The following is a 22,426-nucleotide window of genomic DNA, read 5'->3' as shown; positions in this document are numbered from 1 at the left end:
CCGCGCGGCACATCGCAGTTGTGCCATGGCTCGCTCCTTTCGGGCCGGGTGCCACTAGATGCGTGGGGGAGGGGTGGGGCGCCGGCCCTGCGGGACGACCAGCCCCAGCTCATAGGCGAGGATCACCGCCTGGGCGCGGTCACGGAGGCCCATCTTCGTGAAGAGCCGGTTGATGTGGGTCTTGACGGTGTGATCGGTGATCGTCAGCCGTGTGGCGATCTCCGTGTTCGACAGTCCCTGGGCGATGTGGGTGAGCACCTCCACCTCACGGGCGGTCAACTCCTGCACCGTGCGCACCGGAACCGGCGCCGACCGTTGCTTGACGAACTCCCCGATCAGCCGCTTGGTCAGTTCGGGTGCCAGCAGCGCATTGCCCTCCGCCACCACCCGTACGGCATGCAGGAGTTCGGGGAACGTCGTGTCCTTGAGCAGAAAGCCACTGGCCCCGGCCGCGAGCGCGTCATAGACGTACTCGTCGAGGCCGAACGTCGTCAGCATCAGCGCCTTGGTGGCACCCCTCGATGCCTTGGTGATCTCCCGTGCGGCCTCGATGCCGTTCTTATGCGGCATCCTGATGTCCAGCAGCGCCAGATCAGGGCGCCGCTCCGCGGCGATCCGGACCGCCTGGACACCGTCCTCCGCCTCGCCCACCACTTCGATGTCGTCCTGGGTCGCCAGAAGGTTCACGAACCCGGTACGGACGATGGCCTGGTCGTCGGCCACGATTGCTCGGATCACCACGGGATTTCCGCCTCTACGAGAAAGCCACCGTCCGGGCCCGGACCGACGGTCAACGTCCCGCCGAGCAGTGCCGCCCGCTCCTGCATGCCGGCCAGGCCGTGACCGTTGTGGACCACGCCCGGCGGGCCCGGCCCGTCGTCGGCGATCCGCACCGCCAGCCGATCGGGCTGATAGCGGATCTCCACCCACGCATGGGCTCCCGGTGCGTGCCGGCGCACATTGGTCAGCCCCTCCTGCACGATGCGGTACGCGGACAACTCGCAGGACGTGGGCAGCTCGCCCCGGTCACCGTTGATCCGCAGTTCCACCTCACCGCCGACCGAGCGGTGTTGCGCTACCAGCTCACCCAGTGCGTCCAGGGTCGGCTGCGGTGCCGTGCCGGTGCGGTCCTCGGGGCCCGTGCGCAGCACGCCCGACAGCCGGCGCAGCTCCGCCATCGTCGCGCGGGCCGACGCCGCGATCTGCTGGAAGCCGTCGCGGGCCTGCGGTGACAGGTCCGGCGTGGTGTACGTCGCGCTCTCCGCCTGCACCGCGATCACCGAGACCGAGTGCGACACCACGTCGTGCAACTCGCGGGCGATCGCCGACCGTTCGATCTCGGCAGCTTGCCGCTGCTCCGCCGCCAGGACTCGGGCCTGCGCGGCCGCCCGTTCCCGCTGTGTCTCTTCGCGCGCGCGTACCGCGTCGCCCATCGACACCGCGGCCAGGGTCGCCATGGTCAGCACGAACCACTCGGCGAGCAGGCCGAGGGAGTACGACCGTGGGTGCCAGGAGGCGATATGCCAGGCATTCACCGCCAGGGAGAGCGCCGAACCGCCGCCGACGATCAGCGTCGGATGCGCGACTCGGTGACGACCGAGGGTGTAGCACGCCAGCAGACCGCTGACGGCCGCCGCAATAGAGAGGTCTGGTCCGGCCGCGAAGCTCACCAGGGCTGCGACGGCCGAAACGGCTGCCGAGGCCGGGTGCACACGACGCCATGACAGCGCCGCCGCAGACAGCAGCACGCCGAGCGCGATCACCGCCGAGTGCCGCGGCACCACGACGAGTTCCACGGCGGCTAACGCCGTGAGGGCCCCGCCGGAAAGCCAGGGATAGAGCGGCGACGCGATCCATGCGCGCAACCGCTGCCGAAGAGAATTGCTCATGCCGGTATTTTTTCGGCTCGCGGTGGTGGCAGCGTCGCCGCACGGGTTGAACCACGGCGACGATGTCATGCCACGGGTTGACGTCGAAGTTCGGTTGCTCGTTTGACGCTTCATGATCCGGCCGTCCATAGCCTCGTGATCAAGACGAGGAAGGGAGCATCATGAAGAATCAACTGGCCTGCGAATCAATGGATGTGACGTCGTTTTGGCGACCGATGCGAGTCGCAACTGTGCCGCAAGGCTCGGGCGACGCACAGCGCGGCCGGAGAATCCTTGGGGTGTGGGTGTGGGTGTGGGTGTGGACCGCGTGCGCGGTCATCGCCGTCGACCTCGGGCTCCTCGCCACGCGTCCCCTACGCCGTACTTGGGGCCTCTGCGCTGCGGCCGGCTACGGCTGTGCGGCGGTGGCAGCCGTACTACGCGCGAGAGGCCGGCACGCGCCTCGCGCTCCAGCCCTCTCCGCTCAACTACCAGTGGCACTCGCCGTGCTGGGCGGCGTGATCCTGCCGCTCCTCCGGCTCGCACCGACCGACAGCACGCGGCTTGACGTCGCGGTCTTCAAGCGCTCAGGTGACCTACTGCTGAACTCCGACAGCCCCTACATATCTGCCCCGCTACGGTCGCGGACCGCAGTCCACGCTTGCCAGGAATGACGTTCTTCGGGCTGCCGCACGTGGTGTTCGGCGGGGGTTGTTGACGGACGCCCGATGGTGGATGGCCGGAGCCATCCTCCTTTCGATGGCCGGTGCGGCGACCATGTCGGTCCGCCGGGTGCGCACTGAGCACGATCATCGCCATGATGTTGATCGCGCAACGCGGTCGCCGTTGTGATCGCCGCCGCTCTCGCCGGCGACGGACCGCGGGCGTGAGTCGGCCGACATCGACGGTATGGCCTCAAAGCCCTGCGCGACCCGTGCCTTCCGCAGGTGGGCCCCACTCGCCGCTCCTGCGAGCCCGTCCGATCCGTCTCATTCGGTCGGGCCGGAAGCCTGGCCCGCCAGGCGTCCCTGCTCCCTCCCGGACATCCCCGCGCCATCCGGCTCGTGCTCCGCGCTCGTGTCTCGCCCAGCACCCGACTCCGGCGCGATCTCCGGTTCGCCGAACCAAGCAACTGCCACGGCTCCGGCCACCGCGACCACAAATCCGAGGATCGCCATCCATGCGAAGCCCGGACGGGAGGAGTCACCCAGCCACAGAACCCCGAGGATTCCCGGCACAACGGTCTCGCCCACCACCAGCGCCGCCGTGGCGCCGTTCACCGAACCGATCTGCAGGGCGACGGTGTGGAGGTACATCCCGCCGATGCCCGCGACCAGGATTGCGTAGAAACGCAGGATCGCCGAGAAGGGACGGCAGATGGAACGGAGCCACACCGTTCAGCACGCGCACGCCGACGCCGAGCGCGCCGAAGCCCAGGCCGGACAGCAGACCCGCGAGGATCGCGGCTCGCCCGCCGAGCGACCGTACGAGCACGGTCCCGCCTCCGATGATCACGATCGCGGCGATCAGCAGCCACCAGTGGGTGCTGACCGGCGTATGACCGTTGCCCTCCGGACCGGCGGCGGTGGCCAGCAGCACCAGCGCGGAGCAGACCACGGCGATGGAGGTCCACTCGGGACGGGTGAGCCGGATGTTCAGGAGCTTGATGCTGAGCACGGCCGTGATCACCAGGTTCGCGCTGATCACGGTCTGCGAAAGGAACAGCGGCAGCATCCGCGCCGCGAGCGCGCCCAGTCCGAAACCTATGAAGTCCAGCACGGTGCCGAGCATGAATTCCCAGGTCACGGCCGCCTTGGCAGTCGAAGACAGGCTCGGGCCGCCGTGCTGGGTGAGGGCGCTGCTGGATGCCTTCGCCGCCTCCTGACGAGCGGACTTGCGCGAGCCCACCGCCTGCAAGACCGAACCCGTGCCGTAGCAGGCGGATGCCGCCGTGGCCGTCAGAAGGCCGATGATCACCGAGAGCTCCGTTCGCGTGCTGCATTACCTGTTCATTACCTGGCCTGGCAGACGCGCATTTCGGGAGGTGAGTTGCCTCGACGGGCAAAAAGTTCTTCCGTCGGCTGTGCCGGGGCACGGAATGAGGCGGAGGCCACGCTGCCGGAGCGGCTGACGAATCGCCCTCTTCCGTTGGTTCGGGTGCATCGGGTGGCCAGGCTGTACCCGGTCGTCGGGCCGCGCGTGGGCTCTCTGACGAGCGATGGCGTCCCTGGCGATGATCCCTCCCGCCCGCGGCCCCACCTCGCTCTCCCGATGTTCCGCTCGCTCGTCAAGGGCGCGCTGACGACGAGAGTGCCTCCGACGAGCGAGTTCACGACCCGCCGTCGGGGCCTCCGTCCTCAGCGGCGAGGCGGTCCAATGCCTCCGGGGCGTCGTCCACGGAATCGACCAAGGCGATCTTGGCGCTCATCGGCTGGCCGGTGGCCAGCGTCCGGAGCAACGGCCAAGCCGGCAGCGTCTCGGTCCAGTGGCGGCGGTTCACCAGCACCATGGGCGTCGGCTCGCCGCGTGCCCGGTAGTAGTTCAAGGTCGCGGCGTCGAAGACCTCCTGCACGGTGCCGGCCGCGCCCGGCAGGAACACCACGCCGGCGTTCGCCCGGGCCAACAGGCCCTCCTCGCGCAGCGCGTTGACGAAGTACTTCGCGATATGGGTCGCGAAGGCGTTCGGCGGTTCGTGCCCGTAGAACCAGGTGGGCATGGCGACCGAGGGGCCGCCGTCAGGGAGGCTCCGGAGCACCGCGACGGCGGCGCGCGCCCATTCCGTGACCGAGGGCCTGAAGTGCGTTGTCCTGGAAAGGAGTTCCAACGCCTCGTCGAGCGCGGCGTCGTCGTGGGGCGCCGTGTACGCCCCGAGGTTCGCCGCTTCCATCGCACCGGGACCGCCGCCGGTAGCGACGGTCAGGCCGTCGCGGCTGAGGCGGCGCCCGAGTCTGGCCGCGCCCGCGTAGGAGTCGGAACCACGTGCCACGGAGTGCCCACCCAGGACGCCCACCACGCATGCGCCGGCGAGATGGTCGTCCAAGGCGTCCGAGCCGGCGTCGTCGTGGATGCTCCGCAGCATGCTGGCGACGACCTCGCCAGTCGCCTTGGTTTCCTGGAACCAGCGATACGTACGCGCATCTGGGGTGGCGTCGTAGCCGGCTTCGAGCAGTCCCGAGAAGAGGTCGCCCGGTGTGTAGAGGGTGCGGCGATAGGGATCGAACGGCAGGCCCGGCACGGGTGGGAAGACCAGAGCGCCGTTGGCCCGCACCTTCGCGGCGGCGTCCGGTTCCATCTCGCAGCCGAGGAAGACGGAATCCGTGGTGTCCGTGGCCAGCAGCGCGAACGTACGGGTCGTCAGATCGAGGGACTGGAGGCGGTATCCGGCGAGGCTGCCGGACGTGGCGGCCCGGTCGAACTCCGCGAGCGAACCGATCTCTTGGCGGCGCTCGCGGGGGCTGAGGTAGGCCGGGTGCTCTGCATTGGGCTGCACGCCCACATGTTAGGGCCGCAGGGACTTCACCAGGGGGCCGAGCAGACCGTCTTCGGCCGCGGAGTCGAGGGCGGCGCCCAGCGCGCTGTCATACGTCGGGCGTGCCTTGTTCTGCACCTCTCGGCCCTCATCGGTGATCACGCTGTAGACGCCGCGCCGGTCGTCGGGGCACAGGTCCCGGCGAGTCAGGCCGGACGATTCCAGCCGCGAGGCCAGCCGACTCACCGAACTCTGGTTGAGGCCGATCAGATCGGCGAGTTCCTGCATCCGCAGTTCGCCGTCCTCCGACTCCACCAGGCGGGCCAGCGCACGGTACTCGGACAGCCCGAGCTGGTGGTGCTGTTGCAGGGCCTTCGCCAGTTCCTGCTCGACGCGGGTGTGCAGTGCCCCGAACCGGTCCCAGTGCTCCGCGTCCATCCTCTTCCGCTTTCTTCCGTCGTTCGCCATCTCAGGCGTTCCTTCCCGGCATCTTCCGAGGCGTTTTCCACTGAGCCCTTGACAGCAGCGTACATGCACCTGAAACTTATGTATGTGCATGCAAGAGATGTATGTGCATCGAGAATCCAAGGGGGCGTCATGTCATCGACCGGAGCCGCAGAAGAGGCAAGCGCGCGAGGAATCCGGCGCATCTCCACCACGCCGGACTGGTACGAGCCGTACAAGATCTCACAGGCCATCAAGGCCGGCGGGCTGATCCATGTGTCTGGGCAGGCGGGAATTGACGAGCGTGGGCGGACGGTTTCGGATGACTTCCTGGCCCAGGGACGGCAGGCGTTCGCGAACGTCGAGCGGGTCCTCGTCGAGGCCGGCGCCTCGCTCGCCGATGTGGTGAAGGTCGGCATCTTCGTCACGGACGTGGCGGCCAACCTCCGTCATGTCATCGCGCTGCGCGAGGAATTCCTCTCCGAGCCCTACCCTGCGGACACCCTGCTCGAAGTGTCGTCGCTGGCCCAACCGGAGTGGCGAATAGAAGTCGAGGTCACCGCCCTCGCCCGCTGACGCGTGCTGCGCTGCCGCTCGACAACGGACCAGCCTCGCGGCGTCACATGGTTCCGTCGTGGTCCAGCGCTCCGCTAACGACCACGGCCCTGTATCTCTGCTCGGCACCGCACGCTGCCGACGCCGACGGCCGCCAGGCACGCCGGCCGCGGCCGCGTCAGATCCCCCGCTACAACGACCACGACAACCACAGCAACTACACCAAGGAGTCGATCAACCGCATCGAGCCGGTCAATGGACGCAACCCCAACGATCGAACCCGTCGCACCCGAACCCGCTCCCGTCGCAACGAGCCGCCGCCGAGAACCCTCACTCCCTCAGGGGCGCGGACCGACAGAAGAACCCCCCTATGCCGCAAGGGACTTCAGCTCACCCCAGCTTCGACACGGCACCCTTCGACACTGGCCCGCAATGCCGCGCCAGCCGGGGAGCGCCGCCGCGAGTCCCGGGAACTGGCAACTCCGGGCCCAGCGAACTCGCGGCTCATCGCCCCGGGCACACCCCATGTGCCAGAGGCCAAGCCATCTACGCTCAACGTTCCGGAGGCCAACGAGCCAAACTCAGACGCGGCCGATCCCAACGCCCCAAGGCCCAGTGCGCCATTGCCCAACGCGCGACGATCCCATTTCCCGAATGTCGGGACACCTGAACCAACGAGCCCGCCCACACGACATCGCAACGCGGCACCTCGGCACCCATCACATCCGCTCACATCCGCGCCTACCGCCTCAGCCCCCACCACATCGGTGTCCAGAACGTCGACAGGGTTCACGTCGACACGGTTCACTTCCGCACCCATCCCGCAGCCACTCAACCGTCGAACGAGATGGTCGGTGCCCCCTGCGCCGAATCGCACTGCGTCAACGTCGCCGAACTCACCAGAGCCCTACAGGCCGGGACCGAGGCCGAGACCAGGACCAGTTCCCACGCTGGCTATGTCTCGCTTGCCCCTCCAACACCGCCGAGGCCCACTACCTCGCCCTGTCGCACCGCGCCCCGGCTCAGTGCACCAGCGGCAGGGTGGCCATCTCGGCGACTGTCCACGTCAGGGGGCCGAGGACGAGGAGCAGGGCCAGGGTGCGCAGGGCCGTGGCGCGGTGGAGGACGGAGGCGGAGGCGCCGAGCCGGCGCAGGGCCGCTGTGGTGTGGGCGCGGGCGGTTCGGGATTCCCAGGCGGCGGTGAGGGCGCTGGCACTGACACAGGCGAGGATGACCGCCGCGCCGATGGCGGTGAAGGGGCCGAGCGGACGGGAAGGGGCGGCTTCGTACACCGCGGCGGCGGCATAGGCGGCGGAGGCGACCGCGCAGAGGACGCCGATCGGGCGGCCCAGACGGTGGGACTCCTCCTGGAGTACGCGGCCGGAGAGCAGACGCAGTGCGCCGGGACGTCCCGCGCACAGCAACTGTCCGGAGAGGTAGACCAGGCCGGGGCCGGCCAGCACCAGGCCGAAGGCGGCGAGGCCCCAACCGATCAGAACTGTTGGCGGGCTGACGATCAGTCGGCTGGGGAGGGGCAGTAGCCCGCCGGGGGTGCCGGCGGGGCTGGTGTAGGCCTCGATGGCCAGGCCGGCTGCGGTCAACGCGACGCCCCAGGGGAGGCCGGAGGGGGCTGCGGTGGCGGAAGGGAGCGCGAGGTGGATGGCGCCCGGTTCGGTGCGGGGGCGGAGCGAGAAGGCGGTGGCCGCGGCGGCGGTCAGCGGGATGACGGACAGCAGCATGAGGGCGCCGACCAGCGGCACGGGGTGGCCGGCGCCGAGCAGGCCGGCGTCGACGAACCGGGATCCGGTGCCGGTGCCACCGAGGTTGCTGCGGAGGGACAGGAAGGCGGCGAGGGAGAGGAGGATGCCGAGGAGACAGGAGAGTGCGGTCGAGGTCGCGGCGAGCAGGGTGAGCCGCAGCGGGCCCAGACCGGCGGCGGTCATGCCCCGCTGGAGGCGGGCGGCCGGGTCGGTACGGGCCACCGACACCGCGAGTTGTGTGGTGGCCGCGAGCGGGACGGCGCACCACAGGAGTCGGGCCAGGGAGTCGCCGGCCGTGTCGGGGTGGGCGGCGGCGTGGCCGAGGGCGCCCAGCACCAGGAAGCCGGTGCCGGCCGCTGCGGCGGCGACGAAGAGTCGGCGCAGCAGGACGAGGGGGTGAGTGCCACGGGCTAGGCGGAGAGCGAGCATGCTGCCCTGCTTTCCTCATCGGGGGCGCCGGTGGCCTCGGGGACGGCGCCGGAGCGGCGGCCGTCGAAGAGGGTGAGGGTCCGGTCGGCGAGTGCGGCGACCTGGGGGTCGTAGGTCGCCAGGATCACGGTGATGTGGTGCGAGCGGGCCGCGGTGGTCAGGGTGCGTAGTACCTGGGTGCCGTCGGCGCTGTGCAGCGGGGCGGTCGGTTCGTCGGCGAAGAGCACCTGCGGGGCGGCGGCCAACGCGCGGGCGATGGCGACGCGTTGGCGCTGGGTCTGGTCGAGCCGGGCGGGGCGGTGGCGGGCGCACATGCCGACGTCGAGGCGTTCCAGCCATTCGACGGCGGTGTGTTTGGCCTCGCGGTGACTCGTACCGCGTAGCAGGAGGGGGAGAGCGGTGTTCTCCCAGGAGGTGAGTTCGGGGACGAGGTGGGGCTTGGTGTCGATCCAGCCGAACCGATCGAGACGCAGCCGTTCGCGGCTGGGGGAGGAGAGGGTGTGTACGGGGGCGCCGTTGAACCAGACCTCGCCCTCGGTCGGGACGAGTTGGCCGGAAAGGCACGCGAGGAGCGTGGTCTTGCCGCTGCCGCGGGGTCCGGTGACGGCGAGGATCTCGCCCTCGTGCACACCGAGCGAGACGTCGGTGAGGGCGGCGGTGGAGCCGTGCATGTGGTGCAGGCCGCGGGCCCAGAGAACGTTGTTGTCAGGCGGGGCCACCATCTGCACACCTCTCGCTGGTTCACTGGTCGTTCCGCCGGCCGGGGGAACGAACACGGAGGGTATCGGTCACCAGCACGGTAAGGAATCGGGTCCCCGGTCATTTGTGGCTCGGCAGCCACAACGGCCCAGAATCACTCGTATGGGTGGGGGACGAGTGAATCCGGGCCGTTGGATGTTCAGTTGTCTCCCAGCGGACCAGGAGGGGGTGCCGTGATCAGAGCTTGGCCCAGGCCTCGGTGAGGACGGAGCGCAGGATCTGCTCGATCTCGTCGAAGACCGGCTGGTCGGCGATGAGCGGCGGGGCGAGCTGGATGACCGGGTCGCCACGGTCGTCGGCGCGGCAGTAGAGACCGTTGTCGTACAGCGCCTTGGAGAGGAAGCCGTAGAGGACGCGCTCGGTCTCCTCGTCGTTGAAGGACTCCTTGGTGGTCTTGTCCTTGACGAGCTCGATGCCGTAGAAGTACCCGTTGCCGCGGACGTCGCCGACGATCGGCAGGTCGTGCAGCTTCTGGAGGGTGCTCAGGAAGTTGCCCTCGTTGTCGAGGACGTGCTTGTTGAGGCCCTCGCGCTCGAAGATGTCGAAGTTCGCCAGCGCCACGGCGGAGGAGACCGGGTGGCCGCCGAAGGTGTAGCCGTGCAGGAAGGTGTTGTCGCCCTTGTAGAACGGCTCGGCCAGGCGGTCGGAGATGATGCAGGCGCCGATCGGGGAGTAGCCCGAGGTCATGCCCTTGGCGCAGGTGATCATGTCCGGGACGTAGTCGAACTTGTCGCAGGCGAACATGGTGCCGAGGCGGCCGAAGGCGCAGATGACCTCGTCGGAGACGAGCAGCACGTCGTACTGGTCGCAGATCTCGCGGACCCGCTGGAAGTAGCCGGGGGGCGGCGGGAAGCAGCCACCGGCGTTCTGGACCGGCTCCAGGAAGACGGCGGCGACGGTCTCCGGGCCCTCGAAGAGAATCTGCTGCTCGATCTGGTCCGCGGCCCAGCGGCCGAACGCCTCGGGGTCGTCGCCGAAGAGCGGGGCGCGGTAGATGTTGGTGTTGGGGACCTTGTGCGCGCCGGGGACCAGCGGCTCGAAGGGGGCCTTGAGGCCCGGCAGGCCGGTGATGGACAGGGCGCCCTGCGGGGTGCCGTGGTAGGCGACCGCGCGGGATATGACCTTGTACTTGGTGGGCTTGCCGGTGAGCTTGAAGTACTGCTTGGCCAGCTTCCAGGCGGTCTCGACGGCCTCGCCGCCACCGGTGGTGAAGAAGACCTTGTTGAGGTCGCCGGGCGCGTAGTGCGCCAGGCGCTCGGCCAACTCCACGGCCTTGGGGTGGGCGTAGGACCACACCGGGAAGAAGGCCAGTTCCTGGGCCTGCTTGGAGGCGGTCTCGGCGAGCTCGACCCGGCCGTGGCCGGCGTTGACCACGAACAGGCCGGCGAGGCCGTCGATGTAGCGCTTGCCCTTGTCGTCGTAGATGTTGGTGCCCTCGCCGCGCACGATCGTGGGCACGGGGGCGTTCTCGTACGACGACATGCGGGTGAAGTGCATCCACAGGTGGTCGTACGCCGTCTTGGAGAGGTCGGCGCTCATTGCTATCTCGTTCCCCAGGTGTAGGTCTGCTTCCGGAGCTTGAGGTACACGAAGCTCTCGGTGGATCGAACGCCGGGAAGCGTGCGGATCCGCTTGTTGATCATTTCCAGAAGGTGGTCGTCGTCCTCGCAGACGATCTCGATGAGGAGATCGAAGGAGCCTGCCGTCATGACGACGTATTCGACTTCCTCCATGGTCGTCAGGGCGTCGGCCACGGGGTCGAGGTCGCCCTCGACGTTGATGCCGACCATTGCCTGCCGGCGGAAACCGACCGTGAGGGGGTCGGTGACCGCGACGATCTGCATCACGCCTTGGTCGAGCAGCTTCTGTACGCGCTGACGTACCGCCGCCTCGGACAGGCCGACGGCCTTGCCGATCGCGGCGTACGGACGGCGCCCGTCCTCCTGGAGCTGCTCGATGATCGCCAGGGAGACGGAGTCGATCGACGGAGTGCCGTTTCTGTCACGAGTGGCCACATCCCTCACTGTGCACGAGGTTCGACGGTATGGCAACCCTGAATCAATGAAATCAGTTGTAGAACGACGGAGATTTAACTGATTCCGTTGTTCGAAGGGTGTGGGTGTGTTGAAAACGTGGCCCTCCCCACTAGGGTGAGAGCGCAACCACCGGACATCTGACACTGACTGAAGGGGGCGCACAGTGACCACCGCACTGCGTCGTCTGCGCAACTACATCGACGGGGAGTTCCGGGACGCCGCCGACGGCCGGACCACGGAGGTGGTCAACCCGGCGACGGGTGAGGCGTATGCCACCGCCCCCCTCTCCGGCGCCGCGGACGTGGACGCGGCCATGGCCGCGGCCGAGGCCGCCTTCCCGGCCTGGCGCGACCTGATCCCGGCCGAGCGCCAGAAGGTCCTGCTCAAGGTCGCCGACCGCTTCGAGGAGCGCGCCGACGAGCTCATCGCCGCCGAGTCCGAGAACTGCGGCAAGCCGGTCGCCCTCGTGCGCTCCGAGGAGATCCCGCCGATGGTGGACCAGATCCGCTTCTTCGCGGGCGCCGCCCGGATGCTGGAAGGTCGCTCGGCCGGCGAGTACATGGACGGCTTCACCTCCATCATCCGCCGCGAGCCGGTCGGCGTCTGCGCCCAGGTCGCGCCGTGGAACTACCCGATGATGATGGCCGTCTGGAAGTTCGCCCCGGCGCTGGCCGCGGGCAACACCGTGGTCCTCAAGCCTTCCGACACCACCCCCGCCTCCACGGTGCTGATCGCCGAGATCATCGGCAGCGTGCTGGACGAACTCGGCCACTCCCGCGGCGTGTTCAACGTCGTCTGCGGTGACCGGGAGACCGGCCGGCTGATGGTCGAGCACAAGACCCCGGCGATGGCGTCGATCACCGGCTCGGTGCGCGCCGGCATGCAGGTGGCCGAGTCCGCGTCCAAGGACCTCAAGCGGGTCCACCTGGAGCTCGGCGGCAAGGCCCCGGTCGTGGTCTTCGAGGACACCGACATCCCCAAGGCCGTCGAGGACATCGCGATGGCCGGCTACTTCAACGCGGGTCAGGACTGTACGGCCGCCACCCGCGTGCTCGTCCAGGAGTCCATCCACGACGAGTTCGTCGCCGCGCTGGCCAAGGCCGCCTCGGAGACCAAGACCGGTGCGGTCGACGACGAGGACGTGCTCTACGGCCCGCTGAACAACGCCAACCAGCTCAAGCAGGTCAAGGGCTTCATCGAGCGGCTGCCCGCGCACGCCAAGATCGAGGCCGGCGGTGAACAGGTCGGCGAGAAGGGCTACTTCTTCGCCCCGACCGTCGTCTCGGGCCTCAAGCAGGACGACGAGATCGTCCAGCACGAGGTCTTCGGCCCGGTGATCACCGTCCAGTCCTTCGCCGACGAGAAGCAGGCGGTGGAGTGGGCCAACGGCGTCGAGTACGCCCTGGCGTCCTCGGTGTGGACCAAGGACCACGCCCGCGCGATGCGGATGTCCAAGGCCCTCGACTTCGGCTGCGTGTGGATCAACACCCACATCCCGCTGGTCGCCGAGATGCCGCACGGCGGCTTCAAGAAGTCCGGCTACGGCAAGGACCTGTCCGCCTACGGCTTCGACGACTACACCCGGATCAAGCACGTGATGACCTCGCTGGACGGCTGAACCGGCCGTCCCCGCAAGGGGATCCGCGCCGTCGAGCGACACGGAACGCTCGACACACCGTCGCGGGCGGAGGCCCGGCAACCGACGCTCTGTCTCTTGCCGCCTCCGCCCGCGACGCGTGAGAGTGCTCGCCATGGCTGATCTTTCGCGGCGTTCGCTGCTTCGGGGAATGGGCGGAATCGGTGTGACCGGGGCGCTGGCCGCCATGACGGGATGCGGGGTGCCGCCGGCCTACGTCGAGGCCGCCGACCGCGAGGCCCCGGACCGTTCCGCCCACGAGCACAAGCTGGTCTTCGCCAACTGGCCGCTCTACATCGACGTCGACGACCACGACAAGCGGCGCCGTCCCACGCTGGACGCGTTCCAGAAGCGCAGCGGGATCTCCGTGACGTACACCGAGGAGATCAACGACAACGACGAGTTCTTCGGCAAGATCAGCCCCGCGCTGATGAACCACCAGCCCACCGGGCGGGACCTGGTCGTCATCAGCGACTGGATGTGCGCCCGCTACGTCCGGCTGGGCTGGGTCGAGACGATGGACCGCGCGGCCCAGCCGAACGTCGCCAAGCACCTCGATCCGCTGCTGCGCGGCCCGCACTTCGACCCCGGCCGACGGCACTCCGTCCCCTGGCAGTCCGGCATCACCGGCATCGCCTACAACCGCCGGAAGGTGGGCCGGGAGATCCGGCACACCTCCGACCTGTGGAAGGACGACCTGCGCGGCCGGGTCACGCTGCTGGCCGGGCTGGACGAGGCGTTCGCGATGCTACTCCAGGGCAACGGCGTGGACATCACCCGTTGGACCGCCGCCGACTTCCACCGGATGATCGACCAGGTGCGCACGCAGGTCCGCAGGGGGCAGATCCGCCGGTTCACCGGCAACGACTACATCAAGGACCTGGACTCCGGCGATGTGCTCGCCGCGCAGGCGTACTCCGGCGACGTCATCCAACTCAAGGCGGACAACCCGGACATCGAGTTCGTGGTGCCCGAGGAGGGCGCGGAGCTGTGGGCGGAGAGCATGATGATCCCCAACCTCGCGGCCCACAAGCGCAACGCCGAGCGGCTGATCGACTACTACTACCAGCCCGAGGTCGCGGCCGAGCTCGCCGCCTGGGTCAACTACGTCTGCCCGGTGCCGGCCGCGCGGGAGGTGCTCGCCGCGTCCAGGGACAAGGAGCGGGCGCAACTGGCCGAGGACCCGCTGATCTTCCCCGACGCGGCGCTGCGCCAGCGGCTGGCCATCGCGCGGGACATCACGGCGAAGGAGCGGGTCGAGTTCGCCAAGGAGTGGAACGGGATCGTGGGGTTGTAGGGAGGGGGGCCGGGGAGCGTCGCTGGGCGCGCCCCGGGCTCCCGCGCAGCCGCCGGACGGTTGGGCGGGCGGCTGCGCGGGGCGTCGGACGGTCGACTAGGGCGCTTCTGACGGATCTCCGCGGCGTCGCGGCGTCTGGCACGCGCGCTCGCGGCGTTGCCGAAATGTCCCCATAGCTCCGCTATGAAGACATCCCGGCGCCTTGCGATCGCACGCACCAGACGCCGCTCCTTCCTCCACGGAGATCCGTCAGAAGCGCCCTAGCCGCGCCACCCGGCCGCGTACGCGTCGATCTCGGCCGAGAGGCGGGACTTGGCCGCGTCGTCCATGAACGAGGCGGTGACGGCGTTCTTGGCGAGGGCGGTCAGGCCGGCGGTGTCCAGGTCCAACAGGCGGGCGGCGACGGCGTATTCGGTGTTGAGGTCGGTGCCGAACATCGGGGGGTCGTCGCTGTTGATGGTGACCAGGACGCCGGCGTCGACCATCTCCTTGAGCGGGTGCTCCTCCAGGGTGGCGACCGCGCGGGTGGCGATGTTGGACGTCGGGCAGACCTCCAACGGGATGCGGTGCTCGGCGAGATGGGCCAGCAGCTTCGGGTCCTGGGTGGCGCTGGTGCCGTGGCCGATCCGCTCGGCGCGCAGCGCGGTCAGGGCGTCCCAGATGGTGCCGGGGCCGGTGGTCTCGCCGGCGTGCGGGACGGAGTGCAGCCCGACCGCGAGGGCGCGGTCGAAGTACGGCTTGAACTGGGGCCGGGGGACGCCGATCTCGGGGCCGCCGAGGCCGAACGAGACCAGGCCCTCGGGCTGGAGGTCGCAGGCGATCCGGGCGGTCTCCTCGGCGGCCTCCAGGCCGGCCTCGCCGGGGATGTCGAAGCACCAGCGCAGCACCACGCCCAGCTCCGCCTCGGCGGCCTTCCGGGCGTCCTCGATGGCCTCGACGTAGGCGGCGTCGGGGATGCCGCGGCGGGTGGAGCTGAACGGGGTCAGGGTCAGCTCGGCGTAGCGGATCTGCTGGCGGGCCATGTCGCGGGCGACCTCGTACGTCAGCAGGCGGACGTCCTCGGCGTCGCGGATGAGGTCCACGACGGAGAGGTAGACCTCGATGAAGTGGGCGAAGTCGCGGAAGGTGAAGTAGTCGGCGAGCGCCTCGGGGTCGCTGGGCACCGCGGAGTCCGGGTGCCGGGCGGCGAGTTCGGAGACGATCCGCGGGGAGGCCGAGCCGACGTGGTGGACGTGCAGCTCTGCCTTGGGCAGGCCCGCGATGAAGGCGTCGAGGTCGGACAACGGTTCCTCCTGGTGGGGTGGGCTCGGCGGTGGGTGCGGTCCGGCCATCGTAGGACGGGGGTGGGGTGGGCCCGGGCCGGTGGGGGCGGGGGCGGGCGGGCCCCGGGCGTCAGCGCTCGTCGGCCGGGGTGCCGTCCGCCTCGGCCAACTGCTGGCGGGCCGCCATCAGCGCGAAGCCCAGGAGGTTCAGCCCGCGCCAGCGGGCCGGGTCCGCGGTGCGGTCGTCGTCGGCGGCGAGGCCGATGCCCCATATCCGGTCCACGGGGCTGGCCTCCACCAGGACGCGGGAGCCGGTGCCCAACAGGAACTCCCGGAGCCCGGGGTCCTGGCCGAACTTGTGCCGGCTGCCCTCGACGACCAGGGCGAAGCGACGGAGCCGCCAGACCTCCTCGTCGAAGCCGGTGACCGTCCGGCCGGCGTCCTTGGCCTGCTTGGGGTGGCCGGCGGCGAGCGCCCGCCGCTCCGCCTCCGCGTCGCCGAACAGCCGGGCCTTTCCGGCCATCATCCAGTGCTCCGCGGTGGCGTACCGGACGCCGTCGACGGTGAAGGGGGCGGGCCACCACTGGCTGAGGCAGCTCGCCCCGATGCCGCCGCCACGGGGCGGGCGGTGGCCCCAGAAGTGGAGGTACCTGATCCGCTGGCCGGTGGCGGCGAGCGCGGTCAACTCCTCGACCGTGCGCGGCCCGTCCGCGCTGCGGTCGGTGGTGCTACCGGGGGTCGTCCCCGGACCGTTGTGCATCATGCCGGGATTCTGTCAGCGGGCACTGACAACGTGTCGGGGTTTTTCGCCACCGAATTCGCAGAATTCGTTGCGTAACCAAAAGGCAACAACGGAATCACTTGTTGGCTGCCTTCTGTTCTGTCAGGATCGGCCATCGATTCCGGAAATAGCTACGCCTGGCAGTGCGGCTGAGCGGCCTTGCGGGCCCGGCGGAGGAGAGCACCATGGACCAGCGATTCGAAGCGGCCGAGCGATTCGCCGAGGGGGCGCAATTCATCGCCGGGAGTCTGCGCAGCGGAACCTCCGGCCGTACTCAGGACGTGGTGGACCCGGCCACCGGGGAGACCGTCCTGCGGTACCAACTCGCCGCCACCGCCGACGTGGACGCCGCGGTGGCGGCCGCCGCGCGGGCCTTCCCGGGCTGGGCCGGGGCCACACCCGGTGAGCGTTCCGAGGTCCTGCACCGCTTCGCGGCGGCGCTCGCCGAGGACGCCGAGGAGCTCGCCGCCGCGGAATCCCTGAACTGCGGAAAGCCCATCAAGCTCAGCCGGGAGTTCGACGTTCCCGGCAGCGTCGACAACGCCGCGTTCTTCGCCGGCGCCGCCCGCCACTTGGAGGGGAAGGCGGCCGGGGAATACAGCGGCGACCACACCTCCGTGATCCGCCGGGAACCGATCGGCGTGGTCGGCTCCATCGCCCCCTGGAACTATCCGCTCCAGATGGCCGCCTGGAAGGTGCTGCCGGCCATCGCCGCGGGCAACGCGATCGTCCTCAAGCCCGCCGAGATCACCCCGCTGACCTCGCTGCTGTTCGCGCGGGCCGCGCAGCGCGCCGGGCTGCCCGACGGCGTGCTCAACATCGTCTCCGGCGCCGGCCGGGACGCCGGTGAGCGGCTGGTCGGCCACCCCGACGTCGCGATGACCTCCTTCACCGGCTCCACCGCCGTCGGCAAGCGGGTCGCCGAGCTCGCCACCGGGACCGTCAAGCGGATCCACCTCGAACTCGGTGGCAAGGCCCCGTTCGTGGTCTTCGACGACGCCGACCTGGAGGCTGCCGTGCACGGCGCGGTCGCCGGCGCTCTGATCAACAGCGGGCAGGACTGCACCGCCGCCACCCGCGCCTACGTCCAACGGCCGCTCTACGACGCGTTCGTGAGCGGGGTGGCCGACCTGATGGCGACCGTGCGGCTGGGCGACCCGTTCGACCCGTCCACCGACCTCGGGCCGCTGATCTCGCACGCCCAGCGGGACCGGGTGGCCGGGTTCGTCGAGCGGGCCCGCGGCTACGCCACCGTCGTCACCGGCGGCGAGGCGCCCCAGGGGGAGTTGGCCAAGGGCGCGTACTACCGGCCCACGCTGATCGCCGGCGCCGCCCAGGACAGCGAGGTCGTGCAGTCCGAGATCTTCGGCCCGGTGCTGGTCGTGCTGCCCTTCGACGGTGACGACGAGGGCATCGCGCTGGCCAACGACACCCCCTACGGGCTGGCCGCCTCCGCCTGGAGCCGGGACGTCTACCGCACCGGCCGGGCCACCCGCGAGATCAACGCCGGTTGCGTCTGGGTCAACGACCACATCCCGATCATCAGCGAGATGCCGCACGGCGGGGCCAAGGCATCCGGCTTCGGCAAGGACATGTCGGCGTACTCCTTCGAGGAGTACACCCAGGTCAAGCACGTGATGTACGACAACACCGGGGTGGCCAGGAAGGACTGGCACCGGACGATCTTCGGGGACCGCGCCTGACCCCGCCACACCGGGGCGCCTCACACACGGGGCGCCCCACCGCCCGCGGCCGGGGCCGCACCACCGCCACCACCGGCCGCACGCCGGGCACACCCTGAAAGGCCAGCGCATGGAGCACCACGAGCAGCCCGCGCCCCCGGCGCCCGGGTCCACGGCCGAACTCGCCGCCCTGCGCCGCAGCCTGACGACCGGCCGGCTCGCCATGACCCGCCGCTCGCTGCTGCGCGCCGGCGGCGCCCTGGCGGCCGCGGTCGGCGGCACCGCCGCCCTGTCGGCCTGCGGGATCGCCCCCGCCGGCCGCACCGACGCCGCGCTGACCGTGGACCACTCCGCGGCGGAGCGGCGCCTGCACTTCTCCAACTGGACGCAGTACATGGACGTCAGCGACGACGGCCGGCGCCACCCCACGCTGGACGCCTTCCAGCGGCGCACCGGCATCGCCGTGACGTACACCGAGGACATCAACGACAACGACGAGTTCTTCGGCAAGATCCAGGCGCAGTTGGCCAACGGGCAGGACACCGGCCGCGATCTGATCGTGCTCACCGACTGGATGTGCGCCCGGATGATCTCCCTGGGCTGGATCCAGCCGCTCGACCGGGACCAACTGCCGCACGCCAGCGCCAACCTGGCCGCGCAGTTCCGCAACCCCACCTGGGACCCGGGCCGCCGGCACTCCTACGTCTGGCAGGGCATCCCCGCGATCATCGCCTACAACATCGAGGCCACCGGCGGCCGCACCGTCACCTCGATCGGCCAACTCCTGGACGACCCGCGGCTCAAGGGGCGGGTCGGCTTCCTCTCCGAGATGCGCGACACCGTCGGGCTCACCCTGCTCGACATGGGCAAGCGCCCCGAGGACGTCACCGCCGACGACTTCGACGCCGCCCTCGCCCGGCTCCAGAAGGGCGTCGACACCGGGCAGATCCGCCGCTTCACCGGCAACGACTACACCACCGACCTGGACAAGGGCGACCTCGCCGCGTGCGTCGCCTGGGCCGGCGACGTCGTCCAGCTCCAGAGCGACAACCCTCGCATCCGGTACACCGTCCCCCGGGCCGGCTACATGACGTCGACCGACAACCTGATGGTGCCCAGCAAGGCCCGCCACAAGGGCAACGCCGAACGGCTCATCGACTACTTCTACGAGCCGAAGGTGGCGGCCCGGCTCGCCGCGTACATCAACTACGCCTGCCCCGTCGACGGGGTGCGCGCGGAACTCGCCAGGATCGACCCGCAGGCGGCGGCCAACCCGCTGATCCTGCCGGACGCCGAGATGACCGCCAGGTCCCACTCCTTCCGGGCCCTGAACCCCCAGGAGAACCGGGTGTTCAACCAGAAGTTCTCCGATCTCACCGGCGCCTGAGCCGGTCCTCCGGCGCCCGGCCCACGCACCGGGCCGCCCGCCCCGTTCTCCCCCTTTCCGACCCACGGGACGACCACATGACCAGTACCGCGACCCCCCAGAGCAGCGGCGGCGACGTCCGCCTGCACCGGATCAGCAGGACCTACGGCTCCTTCACCGCCGTCCACCCGCTCGATCTCACCATCCCCGCCGGGTCGTTCTTCGCGCTGCTGGGCGCCTCCGGCTGCGGCAAGACCACCACCCTGCGCATGATCGCGGGCCTGGAGGAGCCCACCACCGGGACCGTCGAGCTCTCCGGCGCGGACGTCACCGCACTGCCGCCCTACAAGCGCCAGGTCAACACCGTCTTCCAGAACTACGCGCTCTTCCCACACCTGGACATCTACGAGAACGTCGCCTTCGGGCTGCGCCGGCGCGGCATCAAGTCGGTGAAGAAGCAGGTCGAGGAGATGCTCGACCTGGTCCAGCTCGGGCCGATGGCGCGCCGCAGGCCGCAGCAGCTCTCCGGCGGCCAGCAGCAGCGGGTCGCGGTCGCCCGCGCCCTGATAAACCACCCCCAAGTGCTGCTGCTGGACGAGCCGTTGGGTGCCCTCGACCTCAAGCTCCGCCGCCAGATGCAGCTCGAACTCAAGCGCATCCAGACCGAGGTCGGCATCACCTTCGTCCACGTCACCCACGACCAGGAGGAGGCCATGACGATGGCCGACACCGTGGCCGTGATGAACGGCGGCCGGGTCGAACAGCTCGGCGCCCCCGCCGAGTTGTACGAGAACCCCGGCACCACCTTCGTCGCCAACTTCCTGGGCACCTCCAACCTCATCGCGGCCGAGGTCGCCGAGGCGGGCGGCGCGGAGCTCCGCCTCACGGCCGGCGCCGCCACCCTCCGGCTGCCCGCCGGCCGATGTAGCACCACGGCCCGCACCGGCGAGCGGGTGCTGGCCGGCATCCGCCCCGAGAAGGTCGCGCTGGCGCACGCCGACGACGCCGACGCGGTCCCCGACGGCCACAACCGGCTCACCGGCCGGGTCCGGGACGCCAGCTTCATCGGCGTCTCCACCCAGTACGTCGTCGACGTCCCCGGAATTGGCGAACTCGCCGTCTACGAGCAGAACATCGGGCGGGACGGCCGCCTGGTCCCCGGCGCCGACGTCGTCCTGCACTGGAACCCGGACCACACCTTCGGGCTCGACGCGGATCAGGATATTGCCGCCGGCGCGGACCTCGACGAGGAGGCCGCATGACCGCCACCGCCGCCCCACCGGAGGAGCGGGCCGAGGACGGGGCGCCGCCGCTCCGGAAGCCCTCGACCCGCAAGCGGCTGATCCCCTACTGGCTGCTGCTGCCCGGCATCCTCTGGCTGGTCGTCTTCTTCGCCGCACCGTTGGTATACCAGGCGTCCACCTCGCTCCAGACCGGCTCCCTCGAAGAGGGCTTCAAGCTCACCTGGCACTTCGTCACCTACTGGGACGCGCTGGCCGAGTACTGGCCGCAGTTCCTGCGCTCGGTCGGCTACGCGGCGGTCGCCACCGTACTCTGCCTGCTGCTGGGCTATCCGCTGGCGTATCTGATCGCCTTCAAGGCCGGTCGCTGGCGGAACGTGGTGATGATCCTGGTCATCGCCCCGTTCTTCACCAGCTTCCTGATCCGGACGCTGGCCTGGAAGACGATCCTGGCCGACGGCGGCCCGGTGGTCGGCGCCCTCAACGCGCTGCACATCCTGGACGTCACCAACGCCCTGGGCCTCACCGACGGACACCGGGTGCTGGCCACCCCCCTGGCCGTGGTCTGCGGACTGACCTACAACTTCCTGCCGTTCATGGTGCTACCCCTGTACACCTCGCTGGAGCGCATCGACCCGCGGCTGCACGAGGCCGCCGGCGACCTCTACGCCCGCCCGGCCACCACCTTCCGCCGGGTCACCTTCCCGCTGTCCATGCCCGGCGTGGTCGCCGGCACCCTGCTGACCTTCATCCCGGCCGCCGGCGACTACATCAACGCCGAACTGCTGGGCTCCACCGACCAGAAGATGATCGGCAACGTCATCCAGTCGCAGTTCCTGCGGGTCCTGGACTACCCGACCGCCGCCGCGCTCTCCTTCATCCTCATGGCGGCCATCCTCGCCATGGTCACGCTCTACATCCGCAAGTCCGGGACGGAGGACCTGGTCTGATGGCGGCCACCGACACCACCCCACAGGGCGCGGCCACCGCCCCGCCCGCCCTGCGAGCGCCCCGGCGCGGCTCCGTCCCGGGCCTGCGCTGGCTGCGCCGCCACCTCGTCACCCTGGCGGGACTGGCCACGCTGGCCTACCTGGTCCTGCCCAACGTCGTGGTGATGGTCTTCTCCTTCAACAAGCCCAACGGCCGCTTCAACTACCAGTGGACGCGGTTCTCCACCGACGCCTGGACCGACCCGTGCGGCGTCGCCGACATGTGCGGTTCGCTCGCGCTGAGCCTGCAGATAGCCGTCTGGGCCACGGTCGGCGCGACGGTCCTCGGCACCATGATCGCGTTCGCGCTGGCCCGCTACCGCTTCCGCGCCCGGGCCGGCGTCAACACCCTGATCTTCCTGCCGATGGCGATGCCCGAGGTCGTGATGGCCGCCTCGTTGGCCACCCTCTTCCTCAACATGGGCATCCAGTTTGGCTTCTGGACGATCCTCATCGCGCACATCATGTTCTGCCTGAGCTTCGTCGTCACCGCCGTCAAGGCGCGCGTGATGAGCATGGACCCGCGGCTGGAACAGGCCGCCCAGGACCTCTACGCCACTCCGGTGCAGACCTTCCTGCGGGTCACGCTGCCGATCGCCGCGCCCGGCATCGCCGCCGGCGCCCTGCTCTCCTTCGCGCTCTCCTTCGACGACTTCATCATCACCAACTTCAACGCCGGCTCCACCGTGACCTTTCCCATGTTCGTCTGGGGATCCGCACAGCGGGGCACACCCGTTCAAATCAATGTCATCGGTACGGCGATGTTCCTGGTCGCCGTCGTGTGCGTGCTCGTCGGCCAGTTGGTCGGAACCCATCGCCGGCGCAGCAAGCACAGCAAACGCAGCTAGACGC

At 69.8% G+C, this 22,426-nt stretch carries 18 protein-coding genes and 1 pseudogene; 8 read left to right on the top strand and 11 right to left on the bottom strand.

Going from position 1 to position 22,426, the window contains the following annotated elements:
• Nucleotides 1-54: 54 nt before the first annotated feature.
• The 5 genes and pseudogenes from ACIQU6_RS10760 to ACIQU6_RS10740 form a co-directional block, all read right to left on the bottom strand.
• Complete coding sequence (locus ACIQU6_RS10760; protein ID WP_403481287.1) at nt 55-741, bottom strand: response regulator; 687 nt, start codon at nt 739-741, stop codon at nt 55-57.
• On the bottom strand, nt 735-1,889 hold the full coding sequence (locus ACIQU6_RS10755; RefSeq protein ID WP_403481350.1) for a sensor histidine kinase: 1,155 nt from the start codon (nt 1,887-1,889) through the stop codon (nt 735-737). Before ACIQU6_RS10755 ends, ACIQU6_RS10760 begins: the two co-directional genes overlap by 7 nt.
• A 968-nt stretch (nt 1,890-2,857) precedes the next feature.
• A pseudogene (locus ACIQU6_RS10750) lies at nt 2,858-3,845 on the bottom strand (hypothetical protein).
• 352 nt (nt 3,846-4,197) lie between these two features.
• The gene (locus tag ACIQU6_RS10745; protein ID WP_403481286.1) at nt 4,198-5,358 is read right to left on the bottom strand and encodes an LOG family protein; all 1,161 of its coding nucleotides are present in this window, start codon (nt 5,356-5,358) and stop codon (nt 4,198-4,200) included.
• Nucleotides 5,359-5,367: 9 nt separating this feature from the next.
• Nucleotides 5,368-5,775: a MarR family winged helix-turn-helix transcriptional regulator gene (locus ACIQU6_RS10740; RefSeq protein WP_403481349.1), complete on the bottom strand. Its 408-nt coding sequence runs from the start codon at nt 5,773-5,775 to the stop codon at nt 5,368-5,370.
• Between the two features lie 159 nt (nt 5,776-5,934).
• Between ACIQU6_RS10740 and ACIQU6_RS10735 the strand changes: the two genes are divergently transcribed.
• On the top strand, nt 5,935-6,357 hold the full coding sequence (locus tag ACIQU6_RS10735) for a RidA family protein (protein WP_403481285.1): 423 nt from the start codon (nt 5,935-5,937) through the stop codon (nt 6,355-6,357).
• 1,001 nt (nt 6,358-7,358) lie between these two features.
• On the opposite strand, the gene ACIQU6_RS10730 is transcribed toward ACIQU6_RS10735, so the two are convergent.
• From ACIQU6_RS10730 to ACIQU6_RS10715, 4 genes are all read right to left on the bottom strand, one after another.
• Nucleotides 7,359-8,525, bottom strand: coding sequence for a hypothetical protein (locus tag ACIQU6_RS10730; RefSeq protein WP_403481284.1), 1,167 nt, complete (start codon nt 8,523-8,525; stop codon nt 7,359-7,361).
• Complete coding sequence (locus ACIQU6_RS10725; protein WP_403481283.1) at nt 8,507-9,247, bottom strand: ABC transporter ATP-binding protein; 741 nt, start codon at nt 9,245-9,247, stop codon at nt 8,507-8,509. Before ACIQU6_RS10725 ends, ACIQU6_RS10730 begins: the two co-directional genes overlap by 19 nt.
• 214 nt (nt 9,248-9,461) lie before the next feature.
• The gene (locus ACIQU6_RS10720; RefSeq protein WP_403481282.1) at nt 9,462-10,823 is read right to left on the bottom strand and encodes an aspartate aminotransferase family protein; all 1,362 of its coding nucleotides are present in this window, start codon (nt 10,821-10,823) and stop codon (nt 9,462-9,464) included.
• A 2-nt stretch (nt 10,824-10,825) separates the two neighbouring features.
• Nucleotides 10,826-11,299, bottom strand: coding sequence for an Lrp/AsnC family transcriptional regulator (locus ACIQU6_RS10715; RefSeq protein ID WP_042150015.1), 474 nt, complete (start codon nt 11,297-11,299; stop codon nt 10,826-10,828).
• A gap of 184 nt (nt 11,300-11,483) precedes the next feature.
• On the opposite strand from ACIQU6_RS10715, the gene ACIQU6_RS10710 reads away from it, so the two are divergent.
• A complete protein-coding gene (locus ACIQU6_RS10710) occupies nt 11,484-12,938 on the top strand; it encodes a gamma-aminobutyraldehyde dehydrogenase (protein ID WP_403481281.1) in 1,455 nt (484 codons plus the stop codon).
• 133 nt (nt 12,939-13,071) lie between these two features.
• Nucleotides 13,072-14,253, top strand: a complete 1,182-nt coding sequence (locus tag ACIQU6_RS10705; RefSeq protein ID WP_403481280.1) for a spermidine/putrescine ABC transporter substrate-binding protein — start codon at nt 13,072-13,074, stop codon at nt 14,251-14,253.
• Nucleotides 14,254-14,513: 260 nt separating this feature from the next.
• On the opposite strand, the gene ACIQU6_RS10700 is transcribed toward ACIQU6_RS10705, so the two are convergent.
• A complete protein-coding gene (locus ACIQU6_RS10700; protein WP_403481279.1) occupies nt 14,514-15,584 on the bottom strand; it encodes an adenosine deaminase in 1,071 nt (356 codons plus the stop codon).
• Between the two features lie 61 nt (nt 15,585-15,645).
• Nucleotides 15,646-16,278, bottom strand: coding sequence for an NADAR family protein (locus ACIQU6_RS10695; protein ID WP_403481278.1), 633 nt, complete (start codon nt 16,276-16,278; stop codon nt 15,646-15,648).
• 203 nt (nt 16,279-16,481) lie between these two features.
• Here ACIQU6_RS10695 and ACIQU6_RS10690 point away from each other — a divergent pair, with 203 nt between their 5' ends.
• From ACIQU6_RS10690 to ACIQU6_RS10670, 5 genes are all read left to right on the top strand, one after another.
• Nucleotides 16,482-17,999, top strand: a complete 1,518-nt coding sequence (locus ACIQU6_RS10690; RefSeq protein WP_403481277.1) for a gamma-aminobutyraldehyde dehydrogenase — start codon at nt 16,482-16,484, stop codon at nt 17,997-17,999.
• A 109-nt stretch (nt 18,000-18,108) separates the two neighbouring features.
• Nucleotides 18,109-19,365: a spermidine/putrescine ABC transporter substrate-binding protein gene (locus ACIQU6_RS10685; RefSeq protein ID WP_403481276.1), complete on the top strand. Its 1,257-nt coding sequence runs from the start codon at nt 18,109-18,111 to the stop codon at nt 19,363-19,365.
• Between the two features lie 77 nt (nt 19,366-19,442).
• Complete coding sequence (locus ACIQU6_RS10680; RefSeq protein ID WP_403481275.1) at nt 19,443-20,606, top strand: ABC transporter ATP-binding protein; 1,164 nt, start codon at nt 19,443-19,445, stop codon at nt 20,604-20,606.
• Nucleotides 20,603-21,535, top strand: coding sequence for an ABC transporter permease (locus ACIQU6_RS10675; protein WP_403481274.1), 933 nt, complete (start codon nt 20,603-20,605; stop codon nt 21,533-21,535). Before ACIQU6_RS10680 ends, ACIQU6_RS10675 begins: the two co-directional genes overlap by 4 nt.
• Nucleotides 21,535-22,422, top strand: a complete 888-nt coding sequence (locus tag ACIQU6_RS10670) for an ABC transporter permease (protein ID WP_403481273.1) — start codon at nt 21,535-21,537, stop codon at nt 22,420-22,422. The genes ACIQU6_RS10675 and ACIQU6_RS10670 overlap by 1 nt, the downstream gene beginning before the upstream one ends.
• Nucleotides 22,423-22,426: the final 4 nt, after the last annotated feature.

It is taken from the genome of Streptomyces sp. NPDC090442 (assembly GCF_044769405.1).
Lineage (GTDB): Bacteria > Actinomycetota > Actinomycetes > Streptomycetales > Streptomycetaceae > Streptomyces.
The sequence above is the reverse complement of the archived record's forward strand: the minus strand, read 5'-3'. Positions and strand labels throughout refer to the sequence as shown.

What these genes read in the sequence shown, in the direction of transcription:
- ACIQU6_RS10700 (WP_403481279.1), bottom strand. Translation starts at nt 15,584, where the DNA reads ATGGCCGGACCGCACCCACCGCCGAGCCCACCCCACCAGGAGGAACCG.
- ACIQU6_RS10755 (WP_403481350.1), bottom strand. Translation starts at nt 1,889, where the DNA reads ATGAGCAATTCTCTTCGGCAGCGGTTGCGCGCATGGATCGCGTCGCCG.
- ACIQU6_RS10735 (WP_403481285.1), top strand. Translation starts at nt 5,935, where the DNA reads ATGTCATCGACCGGAGCCGCAGAAGAGGCAAGCGCGCGAGGAATCCGG.
- ACIQU6_RS10675 (WP_403481274.1), top strand. Translation starts at nt 20,603, where the DNA reads ATGACCGCCACCGCCGCCCCACCGGAGGAGCGGGCCGAGGACGGGGCG.
- ACIQU6_RS10725 (WP_403481283.1), bottom strand. Translation starts at nt 9,247, where the DNA reads ATGGTGGCCCCGCCTGACAACAACGTTCTCTGGGCCCGCGGCCTGCAC.
- ACIQU6_RS10685 (WP_403481276.1), top strand. Translation starts at nt 18,109, where the DNA reads ATGGAGCACCACGAGCAGCCCGCGCCCCCGGCGCCCGGGTCCACGGCC.
- ACIQU6_RS10730 (WP_403481284.1), bottom strand. Translation starts at nt 8,525, where the DNA reads ATGCTCGCTCTCCGCCTAGCCCGTGGCACTCACCCCCTCGTCCTGCTG.
- ACIQU6_RS10740 (WP_403481349.1), bottom strand. Translation starts at nt 5,775, where the DNA reads ATGGACGCGGAGCACTGGGACCGGTTCGGGGCACTGCACACCCGCGTC.
- ACIQU6_RS10670 (WP_403481273.1), top strand. Translation starts at nt 21,535, where the DNA reads ATGGCGGCCACCGACACCACCCCACAGGGCGCGGCCACCGCCCCGCCC.
- ACIQU6_RS10720 (WP_403481282.1), bottom strand. Translation starts at nt 10,823, where the DNA reads ATGAGCGCCGACCTCTCCAAGACGGCGTACGACCACCTGTGGATGCAC.
- ACIQU6_RS10695 (WP_403481278.1), bottom strand. Translation starts at nt 16,278, where the DNA reads ATGATGCACAACGGTCCGGGGACGACCCCCGGTAGCACCACCGACCGC.
- ACIQU6_RS10680 (WP_403481275.1), top strand. Translation starts at nt 19,443, where the DNA reads ATGACCAGTACCGCGACCCCCCAGAGCAGCGGCGGCGACGTCCGCCTG.
- ACIQU6_RS10705 (WP_403481280.1), top strand. Translation starts at nt 13,072, where the DNA reads ATGGCTGATCTTTCGCGGCGTTCGCTGCTTCGGGGAATGGGCGGAATC.
- ACIQU6_RS10690 (WP_403481277.1), top strand. Translation starts at nt 16,482, where the DNA reads ATGGACCAGCGATTCGAAGCGGCCGAGCGATTCGCCGAGGGGGCGCAA.